Annotated in this window: 16 protein-coding genes and 1 pseudogene; 7 read left to right on the top strand and 10 right to left on the bottom strand. The window is 69.4% G+C overall.

From position 1 onward, the window contains the following. Window positions 1-56: 56 nt before the first annotated feature. The 3 genes from AB0L71_RS08750 to AB0L71_RS08740 form a co-directional block, all read right to left on the bottom strand. The gene (locus AB0L71_RS08750; protein WP_365239752.1) at window positions 57-4,718 is read right to left on the bottom strand and encodes a cation-translocating P-type ATPase; all 4,662 of its coding nucleotides are present in this window, start codon (window positions 4,716-4,718) and stop codon (window positions 57-59) included. Between the two features lie 120 nt (window positions 4,719-4,838). After that, complete coding sequence (locus AB0L71_RS08745) at window positions 4,839-5,363, bottom strand: hypothetical protein (protein WP_365239749.1); 525 nt, start codon at window positions 5,361-5,363, stop codon at window positions 4,839-4,841. A gap of 265 nt (window positions 5,364-5,628) precedes the next feature. Beyond that, window positions 5,629-5,847, bottom strand: a complete 219-nt coding sequence (locus tag AB0L71_RS08740) for a hypothetical protein (RefSeq protein ID WP_365239746.1) — start codon at window positions 5,845-5,847, stop codon at window positions 5,629-5,631. 254 nt (window positions 5,848-6,101) lie between these two features. Between AB0L71_RS08740 and AB0L71_RS08735 the strand changes: the two genes are divergently transcribed. Both AB0L71_RS08735 and AB0L71_RS08730 read left to right on the top strand, forming a co-directional pair. Continuing rightward, on the top strand, window positions 6,102-6,365 hold the full coding sequence (locus AB0L71_RS08735) for a hypothetical protein (RefSeq protein ID WP_365239809.1): 264 nt from the start codon (window positions 6,102-6,104) through the stop codon (window positions 6,363-6,365). Between the two features lie 53 nt (window positions 6,366-6,418). Then, window positions 6,419-7,179, top strand: a pseudogene (locus tag AB0L71_RS08730) (IS5 family transposase); the annotation flags it as partial. A gap of 48 nt (window positions 7,180-7,227) precedes the next feature. On the opposite strand, the gene AB0L71_RS08725 reads toward AB0L71_RS08730, so the two are convergent. The 4 genes from AB0L71_RS08725 to AB0L71_RS08710 all read right to left on the bottom strand — a co-directional run bounded on the left by AB0L71_RS08725 (window position 7,228) and on the right by AB0L71_RS08710 (window position 11,962). Continuing rightward, the gene (locus AB0L71_RS08725; protein WP_365239743.1) at window positions 7,228-8,598 is read right to left on the bottom strand and encodes a hypothetical protein; all 1,371 of its coding nucleotides are present in this window, start codon (window positions 8,596-8,598) and stop codon (window positions 7,228-7,230) included. Window positions 8,599-8,911: 313 nt separating this feature from the next. Next, window positions 8,912-9,112 carry a DUF397 domain-containing protein gene (locus tag AB0L71_RS08720; RefSeq protein WP_365239742.1) on the bottom strand — a complete coding sequence of 67 codons (201 nt, stop codon included), beginning with the start codon at window positions 9,110-9,112 and terminating at the stop codon, window positions 8,912-8,914. Beyond that, window positions 9,109-9,990: a helix-turn-helix transcriptional regulator gene (locus AB0L71_RS08715; RefSeq protein ID WP_365239740.1), complete on the bottom strand. Its 882-nt coding sequence runs from the start codon at window positions 9,988-9,990 to the stop codon at window positions 9,109-9,111. The genes AB0L71_RS08720 and AB0L71_RS08715 overlap by 4 nt, the downstream gene beginning before the upstream one ends. A 238-nt stretch (window positions 9,991-10,228) precedes the next feature. Then, window positions 10,229-11,962, bottom strand: a complete 1,734-nt coding sequence (locus AB0L71_RS08710) for a subtype B tannase (RefSeq protein WP_365239737.1) — start codon at window positions 11,960-11,962, stop codon at window positions 10,229-10,231. Window positions 11,963-12,470: 508 nt separating this feature from the next. Here AB0L71_RS08710 and AB0L71_RS08705 point away from each other — a divergent pair. Next, entirely contained in the window at window positions 12,471-13,199 is a 729-nt protein-coding gene (locus AB0L71_RS08705) for a hypothetical protein (RefSeq protein WP_365239735.1), read from the top strand. A 63-nt stretch (window positions 13,200-13,262) separates the two neighbouring features. Here AB0L71_RS08705 and AB0L71_RS08700 read toward each other — a convergent pair whose 3' ends face one another. Next, window positions 13,263-15,077: an ABC transporter ATP-binding protein gene (locus AB0L71_RS08700; protein WP_365239733.1), complete on the bottom strand. Its 1,815-nt coding sequence runs from the start codon at window positions 15,075-15,077 to the stop codon at window positions 13,263-13,265. A gap of 502 nt (window positions 15,078-15,579) precedes the next feature. Between AB0L71_RS08700 and AB0L71_RS08695 the strand changes: the two genes are divergently transcribed. Then, window positions 15,580-16,245, top strand: a complete 666-nt coding sequence (locus tag AB0L71_RS08695) for a nitroreductase (protein WP_365239729.1) — start codon at window positions 15,580-15,582, stop codon at window positions 16,243-16,245. 337 nt (window positions 16,246-16,582) lie between these two features. Here the strand turns inward: AB0L71_RS08695 and AB0L71_RS08690 are convergent, their stop codons facing one another. Beyond that, window positions 16,583-17,416, bottom strand: a complete 834-nt coding sequence (locus AB0L71_RS08690; protein WP_365239726.1) for a hypothetical protein — start codon at window positions 17,414-17,416, stop codon at window positions 16,583-16,585. A gap of 780 nt (window positions 17,417-18,196) precedes the next feature. Here AB0L71_RS08690 and AB0L71_RS08685 point away from each other — a divergent pair. The 3 genes from AB0L71_RS08685 to AB0L71_RS08675 are packed head-to-tail and all read left to right on the top strand — an operon-like array spanning window position 18,197 to window position 21,115. Continuing rightward, complete coding sequence (locus AB0L71_RS08685; RefSeq protein ID WP_365239723.1) at window positions 18,197-19,705, top strand: MFS transporter; 1,509 nt, start codon at window positions 18,197-18,199, stop codon at window positions 19,703-19,705. Window positions 19,706-19,745: 40 nt separating this feature from the next. Continuing rightward, a complete protein-coding gene (locus AB0L71_RS08680) occupies window positions 19,746-20,216 on the top strand; it encodes a pyridoxamine 5'-phosphate oxidase family protein (RefSeq protein ID WP_365239720.1) in 471 nt (156 codons plus the stop codon). Next, window positions 20,216-21,115 (top strand): sigma-70 family RNA polymerase sigma factor, encoded by a 900-nt coding sequence (locus AB0L71_RS08675; RefSeq protein WP_365239718.1) that lies wholly within the window; start codon window positions 20,216-20,218, stop codon window positions 21,113-21,115. The genes AB0L71_RS08680 and AB0L71_RS08675 overlap by 1 nt, the downstream gene beginning before the upstream one ends. Here AB0L71_RS08675 and AB0L71_RS08670 read toward each other — a convergent pair. After that, entirely contained in the window at window positions 21,063-21,416 is a 354-nt protein-coding gene (locus AB0L71_RS08670) for a hypothetical protein (RefSeq protein WP_365239806.1), read from the bottom strand. The two genes, AB0L71_RS08675 and AB0L71_RS08670, sit on opposite strands and share 53 nt — an antisense overlap. Between the last annotated feature and the right edge of the window lie 132 nt (window positions 21,417-21,548).

The raw sequence follows: 21,548 nt of genomic DNA, 5'->3' as shown, positions 1-21,548 counted from the left end.
CAGCTGGATCGTACGGCGGGACTGCGCCCCGAAGACCCCCGACGCTCCCCGCCGCTTCACAGGCCCAGCCGCTCACCCAGTTCCGTCAACAGCCGCTCGGTGTGCGGCAGTACGCGGGGCGAGAGGGCCGCGGCCGCCACCGCGCCGGCGACTCCCGTCCAGGCGAGCGGACCCAGCGGTGTGCAGTCGAAGAAGTGGCTGACCCCGGGTGTCTGGACGAGCGCGAAGAGGAATGTGGCCGTACCGAGGACAGTGGCCAGGATCAGGGGGCTGCGCCGACGGTCGAGGAGGACCTGGACGAGCTGCGCGCCGACCACGCCGCACAGGGCCATCGTGCTGGTGCGCCGGGCCGTACCCGGTGTGAGGTGGCCGATCAGCCAGGCACAGGCGGCACCGATGCCGGTGACCATGCCGCGTTGCCGGATCTGGCGGTTCAGCGGGGCCTGAAGGGCGGCCAGTCCCAGCGACTGCCTGCCCGGTTGCGGGTCCTGGGGGGTCCCGGCGACGGCCATCGCCGGGAACATGTCGGTGAGCAGGTTGACCAGCAGCAGTTGACGGGTGGACAGCGGCGAGGCGCCGGCGAGCAGGGTGCCGAGGACGGAGAAGCCGACCTCTCCGGCATTGCCGCCGAGCAGGATGCTGATCGCGTCGGCGACGCTGTGCCACAGGGCCCGGCCCTCGCCGATGGCGTCGATGAGGACGGAGAGTTCGCCGGTGGTGATCACCAGATCCGCGGCGTTGCGGGCGGCCCCGGATCCCCGGGTGGCGATGCCGACGCCGACGTCGGCTGCGCGGATCGCGGCGGCGTCGTTCGCGCCGTCGCCGACCATGCCGACGACCCGTCCCGCCTTGCGTAGTGCCTCGATGACCTGAAGTTTCTGCTCCGGCGCGACTCTGGCGACCACGCCGCAGTCCTTCAGGAGCCTGATCTGCCCGGCCCGGTCGAGCGTGGCGAGTTCGTCGCCGGTGACAACCGCGACATCCGCCGGCCAGCCCAGGGCGAGGGCCACCGCCTGGGCGGTTCGGGGATGGTCGCCGGTGAGCATGACGGGCCGTACGCCGATGTCGCGCAGCCCGGCGACCAGCGGGGCGGAGCTGGGGCGGGGTGTGTCGGCCAGGGCCACGAATCCCATGAATTCGAGGAGTTCGAGGGGCTTGTCCAACAACTCCCCCAGTGACTCGCCTCGTTCATCGTCCTCAGTCAGTCGGCGCTGGGCGACGGCCAGGAGCCGCAGACCTCGTGCGGCGAGTGCGAGTGCCGTGTCGCGGATCTCGGCACCGGCGTCGGGGCAGCTTGCCAGCACGACTTCCGGGGCCCCCTTGACGACCAGCAGGTGGATGCCGTCCGGGTCGCTGCCCACGGCTGCGGCGTAGCCGCGGCTGGCCTCGAACGGCTGCCCCGCGAGGGCGGTCCAGCCCGTGTCGCGCGGGGCGGCGGCCAGCACGGCCGCGTCGGTGGCGTGGGCGTGTGCACCGCTCTCCTGGGCGGGACGGGGGCAGGCTCGCGCGGCGATACGCAGGATCGAGGCCGCCTCGGGGTCGGACGGCGGGTGCTCGGTTCCCGAGGCGGTGGCGAGCTGGACGACCTTCAGGCGGTTCTCGGTCAGTGTGCCGGTCTTGTCGAAGCAGAGGGTGTCCATCCGCCCCAGCGCCTCCAGGCTGCGCGGGGTGCGTACGAGGATGCCGAACCTGCTCAACCGCCGCGCCGCCGCCAACTGCGCCACCGTCGCCACCAGAGGCATGCCCTCGGGGACTGCGGCGACCGCGACTGCCAGTCCGCCTCGGAGGGCGGTGCGCATCGACCCCCCACGCAGCAGGGACAGTCCGGCCACGACGGCACCGCCGACGAGGGTGAGGGGCAGCACCTTGCGGGTCAGTTCGTGCAACCGTGCCTGGGCTCCGGCCGAGGTGGGGACACGGGCGGCGAGCGCGGCGGCGCGGCCGGCCTCGGCCTCGGAGCCGGTGGCCACCACGACCGCCCTGGCCCGCCCGGCCACGACGGTGGTGCCCTGGAAGACCATGCAGCTGCGGTCGGCCACAGCTGCCTGCGGCTTCGCCGCCAGCTGCTTACGCGTCGGCAGGGACTCGCCGGTGAGCGCGGACTCGTCCACCTCCAGACCCTCGACGGTCAGCAACCGGGCGTCGGCCGGCACCACGTCGTTGGTGCGCAGCTCGATCACGTCGCCCAGCGCCAGGCGCTCCACCCCCACGACGGTCGGCTCCTCGTCGTCCGGCCCGGCCAGGCGTCTGGCGGTGTGCCGCTGACTGGTGACGAGGGCCGACAGGGCGCGCTCCGCGCGCAGCCGCTGGACACCGCCGACCAGGGCGTTGACCGTCACGGCACTGGTGACCAGGAATGCGTCCACCCCGGAGCCCATCAGGGCCGATGCGGTGGCACCGACCATCAGGACCGGAGTCAGCGGGTCGTCGAGTTCGGCCCAGGTGGCGATCAGCAGAAGGAAACCCCACCGCACCGGTGCGACGAACGGGGAGACGTACGGACGCGCCGCGACGGAACGCACGACGCGGCTCGCGTCGGCACGCAGCGTCATCACGGCGGTCGGCGCGGAGCGCCGCGCCCTGGCCAACCGGGCCAGCACCTCTCTCGGCTCCAGCGCGTGCCAGGGCACCCGCGGTCTGGGGTGCGGAGCGGCGCGCACGGCAGTGCCCAGAGCGGCCCACCAGCCCCAGACCAGCGCCGCGGCAACGGCAACGTTGACCGGGCTGAGCCGCACCTCCAGCGGAAGAGGAATGGGCTGCCGACTGGTGCGCTTTCCTCTGCTGAGCACCAGCAGAGTGGACAGTGCCGCGCCCGCCTCGGTGAAGAACTTGGCACGGCTGCCGACCGTCCGTGCCGCCGGGACCGCACACAGCAGCCGCCACACGCCCGTCAGTCCGCGCACGCACATCACGTCCGCACCCCACACGACGGCGCTGCGCTTGTCGGTGATGGCGACGGCGATGTCGCCGGCGAGGAGCCCTTCGGTGACGTCCCGGCCGCGGGCGGAGAGCCTCGGTCTGGCCCGCCGGGGCAGCCGGAGGCGGCCGGGGGAGAATTCGTGCGGGACACGCGCCACCGTCAGCACCGTCCGCCCCTCGTCCTGCAGGGCGCGCACCACATCGGCGAACGGCCGTTCCGCGGGGGCGAGTTCATCGGCCAGTGCCGCGAACTCGTCGATCGACTCGTCCTTCACGACCACGACGTGCAGGCCCGCGCGCCGGGCCGCGTCCAGCGCGGCCTCGGCCATCGGATCGGTCTCCCAGCCGACCAGTACGGTGCCGACGTCACGGTCGCCCACCGAGGCGATCATCATGCCGGTCTCCGCCGGCGGACCGCCGGGCACCGGGCGCAGGCCGAGGTACTCCTCCGCCGTACCGCCCTCCTTCGGCGGACCGGCCGACCCGGCGTTCCCCCGCGAGACGTCCCATGACACGTCCCACGCGGCCCCCTGGAGAGCCCGGGTCGCGGCCTGCCAGAGCCGGTGCTGGTTCCAGTCATCGGCGCTCGGGTGGACCTCCAGCACGCAGAGCCGGTAGCGATGCAGCGCTTCCGGGTGCAGCACCACGGTGTCCACGAGTTCGAGCCGCCGCAGCCGGTCGACGTCACGGACCAAAGCGTCCTCGCGGGCCAGCAGTGTGCTCAGCGCCGCGGTGAAGCCGACCGGTCCGTACCGCGCCGCCTTGGGGGTCCCGGCAAGGACGGTCTCGGCGGCTTCGCCCATGTCGCGGGTGAACAGCAGCGTCGTCGCCGCTCCGGCCAGCATGCCGTTGACCGCGGCGTCGGCGTACTCCTCGCCCGGGCAGGCCTGCAGGGGCGGCCGCTCGGCGCGGCCGCCGGCCACGGTCAGCCGGCTGGGGTCGCACAACACGTCGTGCACGGCGTCGAACGCGGCGAGCCGAGCCAGGGCCGCCACCAGCTGGGTGGACCGCAGTGCCGCGTCGAGCAGCAGCGGTGTGGGCGACTGACCGACGCCGTTGGCTGCCGCGTACATCGCGGCCAGCAGGAGATCGGCGCCGTCGGTGCCCAGGCGGCGCCGCAGCTGGGCCCGCACCCGGGAGTCCTCCCGCAGCAGCGTCGCCACGGCCGCTGCCGCCTGCGGAGCCCGCCGCACGCGAGCGCTCCGCGCGGCCAGCGCGGCGGCGACCCCGATGGCGTCGCACGCCAGGCCGACCAGGCTCGCGCGCACGCCGCCTGCAGCGCCCGGATGCGCATGGGCCAGCATCGCCTCGTCGACGTGCTCCAGGCCGTGCCGGGCGGCCGCGTCGCCCGCCGCATCCGCCACCACCTCATCGGCGGCGTCCTCGGCAAGCTGCACGACGAGCCGCGACAGCCCACCGTCCCAGTAGGCACTCACCACGTCGGCGCGCTCGCACAGCTCGGAAGCCACCTTCGTCGCTGCGGCCTCGAGGTGCGCCACGGACTTCACCGGAGCGTCCGGGGGGTGGTGCAGGCCGAGGTGCATCCGTGAAGCGGCGTGCCAGTATCCGACCTGAGGAGCCATCGTGATGCGGGCAGCTCTGCCGAACAGCAGACCGGCCCTCGACACGGCCGCCGCGCCGCTCACCGCACTCCGCGCCCCCGTGCCGACGATCTCGGTAGCCACCCGCCCCGCCGCCGTCACCGGCACTGTGATCCGGCGAGTGGCGCGGACCGGGGCAGTGGCCAGAGCGCTGCTCAATTCCACGACGGGTAACAGGGGCAGCAGGCGCGACAGCATCTCTCACCTTCACGACTGGCCGTCAGGCCGTTGTGGCAGACCGGGACTTCGGGCCCGAGGATGACCGCCCGACGACGGGCAGCGGGTGATCAAGCACCGCGAGGCCGAGGTGCCGTGGGTTCAGCTCTTCTTCCGCCCGGCTGTCGCCGTCTTGCGTGCGGTACCGCGCTGGCCGGCCGGGCCCGTCTTCGCCTTCCCTTTGGCGCCGGTCACCTTCACCGAGGCCTTCGTGGAAGCCTTGGTCGGCGCCTTGGGCTTCCGGGAAGCGGTCGATGCCTTGGTCGTCCGCCCGCCGTCTTTGGACCGCGTTCCGTCACCGGCACGGGCCGCATGCTCGGTCACGTCTTCAGGACGCGGCTGGGTCAGCCACACCACCGCGGCACCGGCAACCGCCAACGGCCACTCGATCACCCCCGCCGCACCGAGCAGACCGGCTCCGGCGTACGCCGTGACCCTCCGTGCGCGCGGCGAGACCACTCCGACGGAGTCCAGTACGCCGTCGAAGACACCTTTGACCGTCTCGGCACCCGGGACGCGGTCCATGACTGTCGTCATGGTCTCCTTGGGGTGCGCCAAAGCGTCCTGGACGGGATGTGGCGGCGACTTCGTGTCGCCGGAGCGTCGCCCGTCGGCTTTCGCAGCCATGATGGCTCCCTCCGAAGGCTGGCGAGGCGGAGCGCAGCAAGTGCTGCTGATTCCCTCGCTTCTCGACCTATCGTTCCAAACGCTCGCATACCCGGCAATGCCGGTGAGCCCGATCGGGTAGGCAGAGGCAGCACCGGTCGGCAGAGCGGACCGTCCGCGCACTGGAGGCGGGCCTCGCCACGAAGGGCCCGCAGGGTGCCCGTCGAGGGGATCGACGCCTGCGCGTACGGGGACCTCGGAAAATGCACCTGGCTTATACATGTGGTCATGCCCATTGATGAGCGCGGCCGCCCCGCCACTCCACCCAGCGAGGATCGTCCAGGACCGTCTCCGGGTCCAGAACCCCTGCTGCTTCGAGGAAGACGACGAGATCGCGGTCGGACTGAGCCAGGCCGAGCATCTCGTCCCGGCCGCGCCGGTGCACGGTCACCCGTCGGCCCCCGGAGGCCAAGGGGCGATGCACGGTGATCGGTGCGCTTCCCATGCTCCTGAGGCTCGCCCAGTCCCGACAAGGAGGCCAGCCGACCGGGGACGCGCAGCACGCACCTGGACCGACCCGAGGCGCTCTCGGAGAGGGCTTGGATATCCATCGGTTACGCCCCGGGGCTTACCTCCACTGGAAGGCGCCTGAATCTCGGTCGGCAGGGGCGAGGTGGTGGGGCCTTCGGCGCGTTGCCGCCATTCGCCGGACTACGCAAACGGTCGGGGGCCCGCGTTCGCGGCGAGGAGGTCCCCGACGTGCTGGAAGTACTGGGCGGCATCCTCTCGGCGATCAAACGATCTTGGATACCCTCGTTCTCCTGTCCGCAGGCACCCCTTGGACCACACCACCAGGAGGAACCAGTGTCAGACCCGAAACCGCTCACCCCGGAGGAGAAGCTCGCCGACGCGAAGAAGCTGTTGAGCCTCCCGCGTATCGTCGTGATCTGCGGTCCTCACGGGGCGGGGGCGGGCAGGCAGCCGTCGGTAGTGCCGATTCCAACCCGCGAAGAGCGGCGTTAGGTCTGTTTCTTGGGTCTGTCGTCAAAAAGTCTTGCGTAGTGGATCACGATCGGGTGATACGTCGCCATGAACTGTCTGATACCGAGTGGGAGTTCGTCTGCCCTTTGCTGCCCAGGTCGGAGCGAGGGCGGAAGCGTCTGGATGACCGGATGGTCCTCAACGGGATCGTCTGGAAGTTCCGGACGGGCACAACCTGGCGGGACGTGCCCGAGCGGTACGGATCCTGGGCCACGCTGCACACCCGCTTCCGCCGATGGGTCAGGGACGGCACCTTCGAGCGGATGCTCCGGTCAGCCCAAGCTCGGGCAGATGCGGCCGGTGAGGTTGACTGGCTGGTGTCGGTCGACTCCACCGTCGTCCGAGCCCACCAGCACGCTGCCGGGGCCCGAAAAGGGGGCTCCGAAACCCGGCGCTCGGCCGCCCCAGAGGCGGGCTGACCAGCAAGATTCATCTGGTTTGCGATGCCGTTGGACGACCGCTCGCCTTCGTTCTCACCGGCGGGAACACCAACGACTGCACCCAGTTCACCGCGGCGATGGAGGCGATACGGGTGCCCCGCATCGGTCCTGGCCGCCCCCGCGTGCGGCCCGAGCATGTCCTGGGGGACAAGGGCTACAGCTCGAAGGTGATCCGGGCCTCGCTGAGACGCCGGGGCATCACGCACACCATCCCCGAACGGGCCGACCAAATCCGCAACCGCACCCGGCGCGGCAGCCTCGGCGGACGCCCACCAGCGGTCGATCGCGAAATCTACAAGCAGCGCAACGTTGTGCAACGGTGCTTCAACCGCTTGAAGCAATGGCGCGGCATCGCGATAACCCTCGCCTCACTGCTGATGTGGGCGTGAAACCAATGGCAGTCCCTAAAAGGGCGGCTCCAGGGAGTAGCCGTTCTTGCCGCGAGGGGTGGGCTTCGGTTCCGCGGCGCGCTGTTCGCTGACCGTGGGGTGGACGGTGACTGCCTCGACCGCTCGCCCTTGCAGGATCAGGACCTCGCACAGCTCCTCACGCCCCTTGATCGTGCCCAGCGCACGCAGTTCGTCGGCGGCGGCGTCAAGACGCCCGGCCCTGCTGAGGAGGTTGGCCTTGACGATACGGGGATCGGTCCAGGGGTGGTCAAGATCGGTCACGCTGATCGCCTCGTCGACGCGGCCGAGGCCGGCGAGTGCCCAGGCCCGCCACCAGTGCTGGAACTCCTCGTGGCCGTGGTGGGGCACAACCCTTGGGTGCTCGACCAGATAGAGCAGTTCCTCGGGACGGTCGAGAAGCGGGTGGACGAGTGGTGCCAGGAGGTTGGAGCAGTCGTACCAGCCGAAGCCGGGCTCGGCGACGGCGATTGCGTCGTCCAGCCGGCCCTCTGCCAGCAGCATCGAGGAAAGCCAGGCACGATATCCGACCCAGTCGTCTGCGGCGATGGCGTTCCGCATCACGGTCTCGGCCTCCTCGGCCCGGCCGTAGCGGCGCAGGGCGCCGGCGAAGATGTCCAGGATGGTGTGCGCGTCCTGGCCGGCAGCCAGTTCGCGCAATTCGTCGAGCCACCCGTGACGTGCCAGCAGCTCTGCGTGGATGGTGAGAGTGTCCTGTGCCAGGAAGCGGCGCCCGGCTATGTCCTGGCCGAGGATCCGGATCGCCTCATCGGCGCGGCCTGCGCGCTCCAGCACCCGGGCCTGCAATTTCTGCGCGTCGGAGAAGGCGTATTCCTGGTGTTCTTCGCCGCGGGCCTGGCGCGCACGATCTGCACGTGGGGTAACCAGCTCGAGCACCCGCTCGTCACAGCCCTGTCCATCGGTGATCTCCACCAGAACGGACAGGAGTGCCGGCTCATCGAGGCGCGGGACGAGCAGTTCGATGGCCTCGTCGATGCGCCCTGCTTTGCCGAGCATCTCAGCAACAATGCGGCACTCACCCGTGGAGACCGCGCCAGCTTCGTCCAGACAGACCAGATCCAAAGCTTCCTCAATCCGGCGGCCCGCCCGGAGCAGAATCTCGGCCTTCACATGCAAGGCGGGCCGCCACCCGGTCACGACAAACGGCTCCATCACAGACAGAGCGCGCCCGAAGTCCCCCGACTGGCACAACTCCTCTACCGCTCTCTCGGCACAGAACCACTCACCACGTTCCACCGCCACCTCGGCGACCAGATTCAGGTGACCTTGCTCCAACAGGAGACGCACCGTCCTTGGGGAAATGCCGCGATAGTTTTTCGCCTGCCACGCAAGATCGTCCATATCCATGGGCGGAAGCGTAGAAGCACTCACTGACATCGCACCCAGGCACCGCCTGGTCGATCTCCGTGAACCCGGGCGAGCAGCCGGGAGTTGCCCACCCTCTCGTTTTGCTGTTGGCGTGGCATTTGACGACAGCTCCTGGAGGCGTTGAGCGAGGAAGCCTTGACGGGTGAGGCGTCCGAGGCGGCGGGTGACGTTCATTGCACCGCCTGATTCCAGGGAAACCATGCCCAGAACGACAGCAGTCGGCAGCAGCAAAGGCCGCACCGAGGCCGGAATCCGACCTCGGCGACCATTCAATCAACCGCGTGGCGCCCGCTCACCCCTCCGCGACGCCTGCCACGAACTTCACGAAGGGCGCCCACTCCGCACGGCCCACGACGAAGGCCGGGCGGGCCAGATCCTTGGAGTCCCGTACGTGAACGGCCCTTTCGGCGACTGCGATCTCCACGCAACTGTCACCCTGGGTGCCGCTGTAGCTGGACCTGAACCAGGCGAGTTCCCTCGTACCGCTGCTCATAGTTCTCCTCGCAGTCGCTCCAGCAGGTCCCTGGTTTCCTTGGGGTTCAGGGCCTGCGAGCGCAGTGTTTCATAGCGTTGACAGAGCAGACTCACCTCTTTCGGGCCAGAGATCAGCCGACCGTTCTGCTGCCCCTCGGAGTATCCGAGTCGCCGACCCTCCGATGTCTCCAGCAATTGGACCGGACCGTCCAGGCACCCGTGAAACTCCAGCTCCAGCGGCACCACTTGGAGTGTCACGTTGCGTGGCGCGGTGAGCTCCAACACGTGGTCCAGCATGCTCGCCTGGACCTGCGCCCCACCGAGCCTGCGCCGGAACACAGCCTCCTCGACGATGAAGCTGAACGGCACGGTCGGCCGCTCCCGCACCATCCGCTGACGGTCCATCCGTGCGGTGAGCTGATCCTCCGTCTGCTCGTCGGTCAGCAGCGGGATGCTGTTGTCGAACACCGCCCGCGCATACGCCTCCGACTGCAACAACCCCGGCACCAACCGGCACTCGTACGTGCACAGACTCGCCGCCTCCCGTTCCAGCCGGGCCCACCGCCGAAACCAGGCGGCAAGACCGGCTTCGCCGCGACTGAGGTGGCGGGCGGCCTTCCGTAAGACTCCCGTGTCGCCGAGCGCTTCCTCTGCGCGCTCAACGAACGACTCGTCCGGCATGCGGCGGCCCAACTCCACGGAGGCCACCGTGTGTGTGGAGTACCGGACGAGGGTGGCGAGCTCGGCCCGACTGAGCCCGGTGTGCTCGCGCAGGGCCTGGACGACCGCGCCGAACGTGCGCAGACTGTCCGACGGTTGAGGCTCCCGCTCCCCGTCCCCCGCCGGGGCTGTCCGGGATTCGGCGCTCCCGACCGTCTCCCCTTCGACGATGCCCATCCGCCGCCCCTCTCTCCTCACCGCACCCGCGACAGCTCCTCGCCGCCATTCATGACCACCGCCCAGTGTGACGCCCGATATGACACATCGGCTACTTTGCGCGTTCGTACGCTGACTCCGCGTACACGACCCGGCTGCGGCGCCGTCCAGGCCGAGGCCGTTACGGCGGCAGGCCGGTGGGTTCGGTCCAGGGCATGGCGCCCGGATCGAACCCACCGGCCATGGGGAACGGTGCGGCCTATCCGTGGTGACCGGGGGCCAGCGGGTCTCCGGCCTTGCGGACGACCTTGGCGATCCAGGTCATGGCCTCGGGCACGTCGTAGTTGCCTGCGTGCGGCTGGTTCCAGGCGAGTTGGTAGTCGACGTTCTTGACCTGCTTGTCCGCCTGGAGGGCGCGGTCGAGGTTGACCGAGATGATGAACGAGGTGTCCCGGTCGCGAGTGCCGTTGCGGACGTACCAGTTCGGCGCGGTGTCGGCGTTGGTGCCGATGAAGTCCATCGGATTGATGAGGTGGAGCTGGTCGTCAACGGTCGCGCCGCGCTTGCTGGTGTACTGGTCCCAGGTCAGTCCGGTGTCGTCGATCCCGCTGCCGTCACCGGCGACGTCGTTGTGGTCCCAGCTGAACTCGGTGTAGTTCATGTACTTCTGGGTGTAGGGGCCGAAGAGGTTGGTCTCGGTGCCGCTGGTGGTGTTCCCGTGGACCCCCACTGCGTCGAACGCGGGTGTCGTCTTGAGCGTGGCCTGGGTGACGACGAAGGCAAGGTACTTCTTCATGTCGAGCGAGCGCACCTTGCCGGTGGCGTTGTCGACGTCGATCCAGTCGTTGACGTACGACTTGGTGGTCGGCGTCCCTCCCATGCCGCCGGACTGGATCTCGAAGGTGTCGCCGAGAGCCGGGATGGTGTGCGCGGGGTCGGCCTTCAGATAGCTCTCCGCGGAGCGGATGACCTCCTGCCGGATGGTGTCGATCATGTTCGCGGCGGTGAGCTTGGAGCCGTCGGGATTGCGCAGCCCGAGGCTCTTCTCGTACGCCGGGAAGGCGGCCGCGATCTCGGCCGCGTCCTCGGGCGAGGCGTTCTGGCCGGTTTCGTCGCGGGTGCTGAGGACGTTGTACAGCCACTCATAGGCCGTGTCGGCGTTGCCGAGGTCGGTGATCGGGCAGTACGCGTTGACGGCGAAGACGTCGTCGCGCAGGGTGCTGCGACCCTTCGCGTCCAGGCCGGCGGCGCCGATCTGGGCGAGGTAGGGGTCGTACTCGCTGCTGTTGCCCGAGGCTCCCAGGATCGACACCAACGCCCCGCCGCCGCTGGTGCCGTTGATGACGATCCGCTCGGCGCTGCCGGGCATCGCGGCGTCGTTGAGGCGCAGATAGCGGACAGCGGCCTTGGCGTCGACCACCGCCGCGGGGGCCTTGCCGGGGGACGAGCCATCGGCGCCGGCCAGTCCGCGGCTTCGGCTGGCGACGTCTATGAAGACGTAGCCGGCCTTCAGTGCGGCTCCGACGTTGCTCGTCGAGCTGTCGTAGGATTTTCCGTCGGCCACGCTCGCCTTGATGTAACTGGCCATCCAGCCGCCGTTGTTCACGGCGAAGTAGACCGGTGCCCGCTGGTCGCCGACGGCGCTCTCGGGGACGAACACGTTCATGCTCTGGTAGCCGCAGGCGGTGTTGGAGATCGTGGTGGTGCTTCCCATGAGGCCCGTCTGCTGCGCCGCCGCCTCGACCGGTTTGGCGACGTAGCAGATCTCCTTATACCAACGCACGTTCATCGGCCGGCCGTCGACGGTGACGCTGATCGTCGTGTAAGCGGCCGAGTCGAAGGACAGCGCGGCATCCTCGGGGTCCGCGGCATGGCTACGGCTCTGCGCCGGGATCGGACCGGAGGCCGCCGCGTGGGAGGCCGGCACGGCGAGGGCCGTGAGGGCGAGTGAGCCCGCGACCGCCACGCCTCTGAGGAGGCGCTTGCGGGTCACCGGGTGTCCTTCCCGATGACTACCTGCGGGGGGTGTGAGTGCATCGCGTCCAGAGGACGCCGAGAGCCGCTGCATGGCATCTCCGCTCATTGAGTACCAGGTGCTTCGCTGATACCTCAGGCTCGAGGCGTGACGCACGCTATAGGATTGTTAACGATCTGCCCAGCAATCTCGCGGACAATGTTGTTGGAGATCTGAACCTCAGCGGACAGGGCAGGAGAAGCGGGACTCTTCCGAACCTCCGTCAGGACCCGGACCTCCCGCCCGACGGTGCTGAAGCCGCTGGAGGCGGCTCGGCGTCCGGCCCCGACTCAGGGTCCGGCAGCGGGCGCCGCACCCGGGCCGGGGCGGAGAGGACCGGCACAGCCGTGAGTGGCACACTCCAGGATTCTTTCGGCCGGATCGGCCAACATCCCACCGGCACCTCCCAGTCAGCGCAACGTGAACTCTGCTCCTAGTCTGAAAAGAGGAGAACAGTCCCGCACGACGTGGACAAGGGGGCACGATCTTGAGAACCGACTACACCTACGCGCAATGGCTCAGCAACGGTGCCGCAACGGTCTACCACGGACCGCCCTTCGACTCCGAGCCGGGCCTGATGTCAGCTGATTTCACGGTCACTCCCACCCATGAAGTGGTCCTCAAGGCCTATAACGAATACGACTGGGATCCCTTTGTGATCCCGGTTGTCATCGGTGAGAACTCGTCACTTTCGGGAAGCGTGCCCATGCCGTCCTGGGGTGACGGGAAGGATGTGATGCGCTTGATCATGCAGGTGAGGAGCACCTCCAACGAAGGCGTGGCACAGGCCTATGTCGACGTGCATGACGACTACGGCGCATTCTCCTACGGCGGCAAGGAAACGGAGAAGAGCACGGCATACCGTGTGGGTCCCGCCGGCAAGATCTGCGGTGCACTTCCCGGCTCATGGGCCGGAGTCGCCCTGCATGGGACCATTTCGACAATCGAGGTATGGCTCAAATTCGTTCTGGCGCCGGGCGACACCGTGAAGATCGAGGCGCGCTACCGGGACGTCGGCGGAAGCTACGATTTCAACCCCGACCACCCCATCGCCCCGAGTCCTGCCGGCACATTCGAGTGGAAGACGGGCACCTGGCCCGTCTACAAGAATCTCGGAGAGATCACGGCGATTTCGTGCAACAGCTCCGGGCGCGTCGACGGAGTGCACGTCAAGGGTGTCACCTTCCCGGACTTCGGGTTCGAGGGCATCATCTGAAGCCGAGTCGTCTGCGGCGCTCCTCGCCGACAGGCGGCTGTATCGGGCGTCGGCACACCCCGTTCAACGCAGGTCGGCCTGCGGTGGGAGGGTGTCGTCGAGGAAACCGCCCGACTGGTGCTGCCACAGCCGCGCGTAGGCGCCGTCCGTGGCGAGCAGCTCCTGGTGCGTGCCCTGTTCGATGATCCGCCCGCGATCCAGCACGACCAGCCGGTCCATGGCGGCGACGGTACTCAGCCGGTGGGCCACCACGAGCGTCGTCCGCCCTTCCATGAGCCGCCACAGCGCCTCCTGGACGAGCATCTCGCTCTCCGAGTCCAGTGCGCTGGTCGCCTCGTCGAGCAGCAGGACCGGTGCGTCGCGCAGGATGGCCCTGGCGAGGGCGACCCGTTGGCGCTGGCCGCCGGACAGTTTGATGCCGCGCTCGCCGACCATGGTGTCCATGCCGTCCGGCAGCCCATCGGCGAACTCCGTGACGTGCGCGGCCTCTGCCGCGCGGCGGATCTCGGCCTCGGTGGCGTCCGGCCGGGCGAACGCGATGTTCTCCCGCAGTGTGCGGTGGAACATCGCCGGGTCCTGCGGCACATAGGCGATCAGACCGCGCAGGTCGGCCTGGCGCAGCCTGCTGATGTCCTGACCGCCGATCAGGATCCGTCCGGAGTCGATGTCCGTCATCCGCAGCAGCAGCCGGGTGAGGGTGGTCTTGCCGCCGCCGGACCTTCCGACGAGACCGATCCTCGACCCGCTGTCCACGGCCAGGTCGAGGCCCTCGAAGAGCGGCTTCGCGCCCTCGTGGGCGAAGGTCACCTGCTCGAAGCGGACGTCGGCGCCCCGGGACAGCAGCGGCTCCGGCGACGGCGGGTCGAGCACGGTCGGCGGCACCAGCAGCAGTTCGGTGAACTGTGCGGCCTCCGTCATCGAGCTCTCCATGCGGCGGTAGATGCGATTGAACTCGAACATGATGCGCGTCGCGTTGGTGTAGTACGTGAAGGCGACCACGACTGCCTCCACTCCGTGACTGCCGCCGCCGAGCGTGACCGCGAGCAGCAGGCCCACTGCGTTGGTCAGTACGGACATCGGGGCGACGAGGGTGTCGATGCGCAGGTTGCCGTAGTCCCACGACCGCAGCGTGAGCCGCCGCGACTCGGCGACATGGGACCGGTGCTCGGCCGCCTCGCGTTCCTCGGCGGCGAACGCCCGGATCGTGTCCATGTTCGTCAGGCTGTCGGCGACGTGGCCCGCCACCCGGGCGAATGCCTCCTCGCGCTGCCTGACGAGCGCCTGACGGCGGCGGATGAGGGGTGTCGCGCACAGGCCCGTCAGAGCGATCAGCGACAGGAGCCCGACCACGAGCAGCGGTTCGTAGCGCCACAGCACCACCGAACCGAACAGAAGGGGCACGAGGCTGCCCACGACCGAGAACGTCAGGGTGTCGATGAACTCCTCGAAGCGGTTGGCGAAACTCAGCACCCGCTTGGTCAGCGAACCCGCGAAGTTGTTCTGGAAGAACGCGATGTCCTTGGCGAACAACTCGTCCATACCGCTGACATAGAGGTGCTCGATGCCGCGGGCTTCGAGGCGGTTCAGGCAGTGGATCCCGATGCGCCACAGCACCTCCGCGAGCAGCAGGACGCCGGCGAAGCAGAGGACGTACGGAACAGTGGCGCCGAGAGTGATACGGGAGTCGTCGGCGATCTGGGCGACCAGCTTTGCCACGACCAGCGGCGCAAGGTAGTTGATGCCGATGTTGCCCATGGCAGGCAGCAGCATCGCGGGGACCGACAGCCGCCGGAGGCGGGTCAACTCCCGTCCGTAGTAGCGAAGTGCGAGGAGCACCGAGCCCTTGCCCGGCGCTGTGTATAAGTCAGGCGTTCCCATCCCACCCCTATGCGGTAGTGCGGCAGCCCGCCGTCCGCTCTCCGAGGAGAGGCCGATGCCGTGCTGTTCGCGTCGAGCTGCGGATCGCGTACCTGCCCTCACCCGGGCCGCCCTCCGCGGGTCGGGTCGCGACGGCAGGAACCGCGCGCGGTCCGTGGCGTTGGGTGGGGCCCGTACGAGGAGGCCAGGAACCGTAGTCTCCCGCGACCGCGATGCCAGGTCCACGCGTTTTTCCCCGGTCGGCGGAAACTGGCCGGGTGGGCGGGTACGCCCTCGCTCGCCGCCCCAGCCGGGGTTCGCGCTCGCGCACCTGGAAGGTGCCCGGATCTGGGGCTTGAGGACGAGCGCGCCTTCAGTACCTGGGCCGTAGTCGAGGTCCTGCGGGCAACTGGCGGGCTACTGCCTGCCGCAGATCAATGTACGTTCCGGATCACCTGTTGCCTCTTGTGCATGTGGAAGACGCTGGAGAGGTGGTTGTTGTTGAGTGAGGGGAAGAGCAGACGTGGATGTGTATGAAGCCGTGGACAGTCGCCGGGCCGTGCGGGCCTTCAGCGATGAGCCGGTGTCCAAAGAGGTACTCGAACGAGTACTGGCTGCGGCGACGCGGGCTCCGTCGAGTGGGAACCTCCAGCCGTGGCACGTGTATGTCGTGACCGGCGAGCCCTTGGCCGAGCTGAAGAGGCGCGCAACGGCCAGGGCACTGGCGGGAGATCTGGGGGATGAGCGGGAGTATCCGATGTACCCGGCCGAACTGAACTCGCCGTATGCGGACCGTTTTTCCACCGCGGCTGCCCAGCGGTACGAAGCGCTGGGGATCGCGCGCGACGACCCCGACAGGCCCATGAAGATCGCCGCCTTGAACTCGGATGCCTTCGGGGCGCCGGTCGTACTGTTCTGCTACCTCGACCGGACGATGGGGCCGGGACAGTGGGGGGACGCGGGGATGCACTTGCAGACGGTCATGCTGTTGCTGAGGGCGGAAGGGTTGCACAGCTGCCCCCAGGTGATGTGGACGATGTATCGCAAGACGGTCAGTCAGATCGTCCGAGCCGATGACGGGTTCGTACTGTTCTGCGGTGTCGCGGTGGGATTCGAGAAGGAAGGCGTGCCACAGCTGCGCACCGGGCGGGCGGACATGACGGAAACCGTGAGCTTCATCGGAGTGTGACCGGTCATGTCGGTTGGCGGCGGCCCCGACCCTCGCGACTCGTTGTTCGGAGAAGATCCCCGAGGGCCATGGCCAGTCAGCGTGAGCCCGGCGTCATGGGCAGCGCGAGGCTGCCCCCCAGCCGGTCGGTGAAGCGATGACGGGTCTGCGCCGCGTGCCGGGCCCGCGGTCAGATTGCCGGCAACGCGCCTGCGTGCGCAGCGGCCAGTGCAATGTGCACGGCGAGTGGTCCCACCGCGTGCCGCCTGCCCGGTACCATCGTGCGCCTCGCCCAGGCCCGGGGAAGGGTGCCCGGCTCCGGAAGGTCCTGCTGTGGCGCGGCGGGTCGCCTCTGCCATCAGGGGTGGCTCGGGTGGCCGATGTCGCGGACGAGGTCCAGGCCGAGGACCCGGTCGAGGTGGGCGAAGGTCTCGAACTTGGCGCCGGGGGGCACATCGGACCGTTCCGCCACCTCGGCCAGCAGCTCCACCACGGCATCGACTCCGAGACCATCGACAAGCAACGCATGGGACTGCCGCAGCAGTTCGGCGGGAATCGGCCGCGAGGGCTGCTGCGCCCAGTCGGCCACCTGCCGACGCCACTGGCGCAAGGTCCGCCGGGCGTCGGCCAGCGCCTGACCGGTGAACGTGACAGATGCGCCGTACGGGTGGCTGAGCAACAGCAGGCGCATCGCCAGCGGATCGGCGGCCTCTGGTGCGGGCCTCTCCGACGACCCCGAGGGGAGCACGGGGCCAGGGTCGAAGGTGCCCTCCGCCGAGGGCTCCGTTGCGACCGGCCCGACCTCGATCCGGACCCCGCCCGTGGGGCCGTCCGGCTCGGCGCCCCGAGCGAGGACATGGATGTCGGCAGGGCCTCCGAGCGCACCGTCGGGATGGTGGCCGGCGACGACGACGGGCGGATGGATGCCAAGGACCGCCATGACGCGTTCGAGCGCTTCGGCCTGGTCGTTCGTCAGGGCAGGGGTACTGAGTACGGTGACGACCTGGAGGCCGTGCAGCTCGGCGGTGCGTGCCAGGACGTCACCGATCAGTGGCACCCGCAGATGCACCGGGCCGATCCCGGTGCCGGTGGCCGGCGCGGCCGGCAGATGGACACAACTACGCAGTAGGCGGCGTGGTGCGGCAGGGATCTCGACGGGGCGCCCGGTTCGGGTGTCGGTGATACGCAACATGTTTCGGACCCTAGTGCCTGTCCAGGGTGGAGCCCGAGCAGCCGGAACATGCGGCGCTGATCGGGAGCGAGCTGCTGGTACGACAGGGCGAAGGCGGTGCCCACCCCCCGGTCGGAGGTGGAGAGTTCGGTCAGCCTGTGGCGTCGTTCGCGCAGCCGATCGGCGAGGTAGGCGACTGTCCACTGGGGCCGGTGGTGGAGCCGGGCCGCGGCGATCCGGACCGTGCGCCCGGGCGGGCCGGGGCTACCGGGCCTGCGGTGGCGGCCCGGCCGCGACTGCCCGGGTTCGAACGAGGTACGAGACGACGTTGGCACCGTGGTCGGATCGACCGAAGGAGGAACGGTGCAGGACACCCTGGAGGAGAGGCCGGCCCACCTGTCCGGACAGGCGACCCGGGGGCGCCGGTTCCCCGGATACTGCTCGCCGGCGCCGAGGAGGACGACGACGAACCGAACATCGTCCGCGGAATCGACTGAGCCACGAGCGGCGGTCGAGGCGGAGCCGAGACGCCTGCGGCAGCCTGCCTCCTCCGGCCCGTGAACCCATGGGCCGGCAGTGCACGGAGCAGGCGCCGGAGACCGACAGGGCGCCGTGATCGCCTCACCTGAAAAATCGTCGCCGCAGACCGGTCACATCTCCTCGATCCCATCCGTCATGCCAGTGACGGACCAACCCAGCCGACACGGCAGGAGGGGAGAGCGGATACCCGGCCGGGCACATGCCCGAACCCGCACAGAGCCGCTCTCACCCACGCGAATCAGGAGAGCTGAGGAGTACGCAATGGCCCCCGACACCCCTACGAACCGGTCAGGACCGGCCGCAGGCTTCAGCCCCGGATTGATCCTGGCGTTTGTCTGTATGGGGCAGTTCATGGTCTTCACCGACGTGTCGATCGTGAACCTCGCCCTTCCTTCCATTCAGGACAGCCTGGGCATGACCGATGTGAGCCTCGGCTACATCGTCACGGCCTACGCGACCGTGCTCGGAGGATTCCTGCTGCTCGGCGGACGTCTCGCCGACACGTTCGGCCGCCGCCGGATGCTGCAGATCGGTTTCACCGTCTTCGCCCTGGCCTCACTGACCTCCGGTCTGGCCGACAGCTCCACCGTGCTGATCATCTCCCGCGCCGTGCAGGGCTTCGGTGCGTCGCTGATCACGCCGGCCGCCCTGTCGATCCTGACGAACACCTTCCCCGAAGGCGCGGAGCGCAACAAGGCGCTCGGCATCTGGGGATCGCTCGCCGGTATCGCCTCCATCGTCGGCGTCATCCTGGGCGGTGTGCTCTCCAACGGACCCGGCTGGGAGTGGATCTTCTGGATCAACGTGCCGATCGGTGCCGCTGCCGTGCTCCTGGCCCCGCGCCTGGTGCCGGAGAGTCGCGCCGAGGGAGCGAAGGGCCGCTTCGACACCCCCGGTGCCGTCACCCTCACCGCCGCGCTGCTCCTTCTGATCTTCACCCTGGGTGAGGCGACCCACCAGGGCTGGGGCTCCGCCCGTACCGTCGGAGGCCTGATCGGCGCCGCCGTCCTGCTCGTCGCCTTCATCACCATCGAGCTGAAGGTGAAGTCGCCGATGATGCCGCCGAGCATCTTCCGGCTGCGGACCATGCGCGTGGCGAACATCTCCGCCGTGATGGTCTTCGGCACCTTCAGCGCCCTGTTCTTCTTCGCCAGCCTCTTCATGCAGCAGGTCTACGGGTACTCGCCGCTGAAGGCGGGCTTCGCCTACGTGCCGCTCGCCTTCTGCGTGGCCGCCGGCGCCGGTGTCGCCTCGGGCCTGACCGCCAAGTTCTCCGCCCGGGTCCTGGTGATGGCCGGACTCGTGCTGGCGATCACCGGCCTGCTGCTGCTCTGGCAGGCCCCGGTCGACGGCAGTTACGCGATGAACCTGCTGCCCCCGTTCATCCTCCTCGGCCTCGGCTGCGGAATGGTCTTCGTGACGCTACAGATCGCCGCCTTCGTCGGAGTCAGCGACGAGCACGCGGGCGTCGGCGCCGGCCTCATCAACACCAGCCAGGAGGCGGGCGGCGCGCTCGGTCTCGCGGTCATCGCCACCATCGCCTACAACGGCATGACCTCCGAGATGGCCGCCACCAACGGCAAGCCCGAGCTGATCACCGAGGTCCAGGCGGCAGCCAACCAGGACGCCTTCCTGTCGGCCGCGGTCGCCGGGCTGGTCGCGCTCCTGGTGGTCGCGTTCCTGATGCCGCGCGGCAAGCACCAGGAGCCGGGCACCCCGGCGGCGGTGCCGGCTCAGGACAACCTCGCCCCGGCCCCGGTCGAGAAGTAAGCCCGAAGGAAACGGCCCGAAGCTCAGGAGGTCGAACACGATGTCGCTGTCCCAGGAGCGTGACCGCGCCCCGCAGGTGTCGGACTCGGTCGACGCCTTTCTGGCCGAGCCCCACATCGCCACCCTGTCCACGATCAGGCCCAACTGCTCGCTGCACGCGGCGCCCGTACGGTTCACCTGGGACAATGAAGCGGGACTGGCCCGCGTCATGACGGTCTCCTCCTCGCGCAAGGCCCGCAACCTTCTCGCCGCGCCCGGCAGCCGGGTCGCGCTCTGCCAGGCGGTCGGCTACAGCTGGGTCGCGCTGGAGGGGACCGCCCAGGTGTCGGACGATCCGCTCCGGGTGGCCGAAGGGGCACGCCTCTACACCCGCCGATACCGCTCCCACGCACCCAACCCGCCCGGGGCAGGCCTTCGGCATCACCGCGGCGTGATCTGTGCGGGCCCCCGTCACATTCGAGGGGGCCCACACGTCAGATCTATGACGGACGCCGGTGGAAGGTGTGTGTGATGGATGAGCGTGAGTGGTTGGGTGCGCGGTTCGAGGAGAACCGTGGGCATCTGAGGGCGGTGGCTTATCGGATGCTGGGTTCGGCGGCGGAGGCGGAGGATGCGGTCCAGGAGGCGTGGCTGCGGTTGAGCCGGACCGACGCGGGGCGGGTGGAGAATCTTGGGGGCTGGCTGACCACGGTGGTGGGCCGGGTGTGTCTGGACATGCTCCGCTCCCGTGTCTCTCGCCGTGAGGACCCGCTCGACCAGTCACCCGCCGACCAGAACCCCGGCACCCCTCTGGGCGCCCCGGACCGGGACGAGGTGAGCGACCCGGAGCAGCAGGTGGTTCTGGCCGATTCCGTGGGGCTCGCGCTGCTGGTCGTCCTGGAGACCCTCGACCCGGCCGAACGCCTCGCCTTCGTCCTCCACGACATGTTCGGAGTCCCCTTCGACGAGATCGCCCCCATCGTCGAACGGACCCCGGCCGCGGCCCGGCAGCTCGCCAGCCGCGCACGCCGCCGTGTCCGGGGCGCCAGCCCCGCACCCGACACCGACCTCGCCCGCCGCCGCGAAGTCGTCGACGCCTTCCTCACCGCCGCCCGCGGCGGCAACTTCGACGCCCTCGTCGCCGTACTCGCCCCCGACGTCACCTCCCGCACCGACGCACCCGGCCTCGACACCACACCCCTCGTACGCGACGCGCGGACGGTCGCCCGGAACGCGGCCGCCTTCGCGCAGCTCGCCCGCTTCGCGCAGACCGCGCTCATCGACGGGTCGCCTGGTGTCGTGACCGCCCACGAGGGCGAGTGGCTGCGGATCATGACCTTCCGGATCGAGCGTGACCTGATCACCGAGATCGAGATCATCACCGACCCCGAGCGGATCCGCCTCCTCGACATCGCCCTTCTCGGCGACTGACGCCGTCCCCCCGAGCAAGGACCGGGGGGACGGATCTCAGACGTCCGCCCCCTGAGCCAGCACGATCGGTGAGATGACCGGCCGCTCCGGTGTAGTGGGCCGGGTCCACCAGCGCGGCCAGTTCCTGGGCGGACAACCGCCCGGCCACCTCCGCGTTCTTGCCGAGGACGTCGCCCAGCGAACGGCCGCTCGCGGACGCCTCGGCCGAGGCCTCCGCCAGCAGCCTCCCCGCCTTTGCCCTGCCGAAGGCGGGGGTGAGCACAACCGCGATCCGCTCCGAGACGATCTGACCATCCGTCATCTCCAGGTTGGCACGCATGCGGCCGGCATGCACCTCCAGCCCCTCCAGCAGCTCCGCGGCCGCGTGCGGGCCGGTCTGCGTCCTCCGGGGCCGGGATGGCGGGCCCGTGCGCCGCCTCCGGCTCCGTCCCCG

It is taken from the genome of Streptomyces sp. NPDC052052 (assembly GCF_040680455.1).
Lineage (GTDB): Bacteria > Actinomycetota > Actinomycetes > Streptomycetales > Streptomycetaceae > Streptomyces.
This window is presented reverse-complemented; position numbering and strand designations above follow the sequence as displayed.

Excerpts from the sequence above, each read along its gene's own strand:
- AB0L71_RS08750 (WP_365239752.1), bottom strand. The coding sequence starts at position 4,718 with ATGCTGTCGCGCCTGCTGCCCCTGTTACCCGTCGTGGAATTGAGCAGC.
- AB0L71_RS08690 (WP_365239726.1), bottom strand. The coding sequence starts at position 17,416 with ATGTTGCGTATCACCGACACCCGAACCGGGCGCCCCGTCGAGATCCCT.
- AB0L71_RS08670 (WP_365239806.1), bottom strand. The coding sequence starts at position 21,416 with ATGACGGATGGTCAGATCGTCTCGGAGCGGATCGCGGTTGTGCTCACC.
- AB0L71_RS08700 (WP_365239733.1), bottom strand. The coding sequence starts at position 15,077 with ATGGGAACGCCTGACTTATACACAGCGCCGGGCAAGGGCTCGGTGCTC.
- AB0L71_RS08725 (WP_365239743.1), bottom strand. The coding sequence starts at position 8,598 with ATGGATATGGACGATCTTGCGTGGCAGGCGAAAAACTATCGCGGCATT.
- AB0L71_RS08740 (WP_365239746.1), bottom strand. The coding sequence starts at position 5,847 with ATGGGAAGCGCACCGATCACCGTGCATCGCCCCTTGGCCTCCGGGGGC.
- AB0L71_RS08715 (WP_365239740.1), bottom strand. The coding sequence starts at position 9,990 with ATGGGCATCGTCGAAGGGGAGACGGTCGGGAGCGCCGAATCCCGGACA.
- AB0L71_RS08680 (WP_365239720.1), top strand. The coding sequence starts at position 19,746 with ATGTCGCTGTCCCAGGAGCGTGACCGCGCCCCGCAGGTGTCGGACTCG.
- AB0L71_RS08745 (WP_365239749.1), bottom strand. The coding sequence starts at position 5,363 with ATGGCTGCGAAAGCCGACGGGCGACGCTCCGGCGACACGAAGTCGCCG.
- AB0L71_RS08685 (WP_365239723.1), top strand. The coding sequence starts at position 18,197 with ATGGCCCCCGACACCCCTACGAACCGGTCAGGACCGGCCGCAGGCTTC.
- AB0L71_RS08720 (WP_365239742.1), bottom strand. The coding sequence starts at position 9,112 with ATGAGCAGCGGTACGAGGGAACTCGCCTGGTTCAGGTCCAGCTACAGC.
- AB0L71_RS08675 (WP_365239718.1), top strand. The coding sequence starts at position 20,216 with ATGGATGAGCGTGAGTGGTTGGGTGCGCGGTTCGAGGAGAACCGTGGG.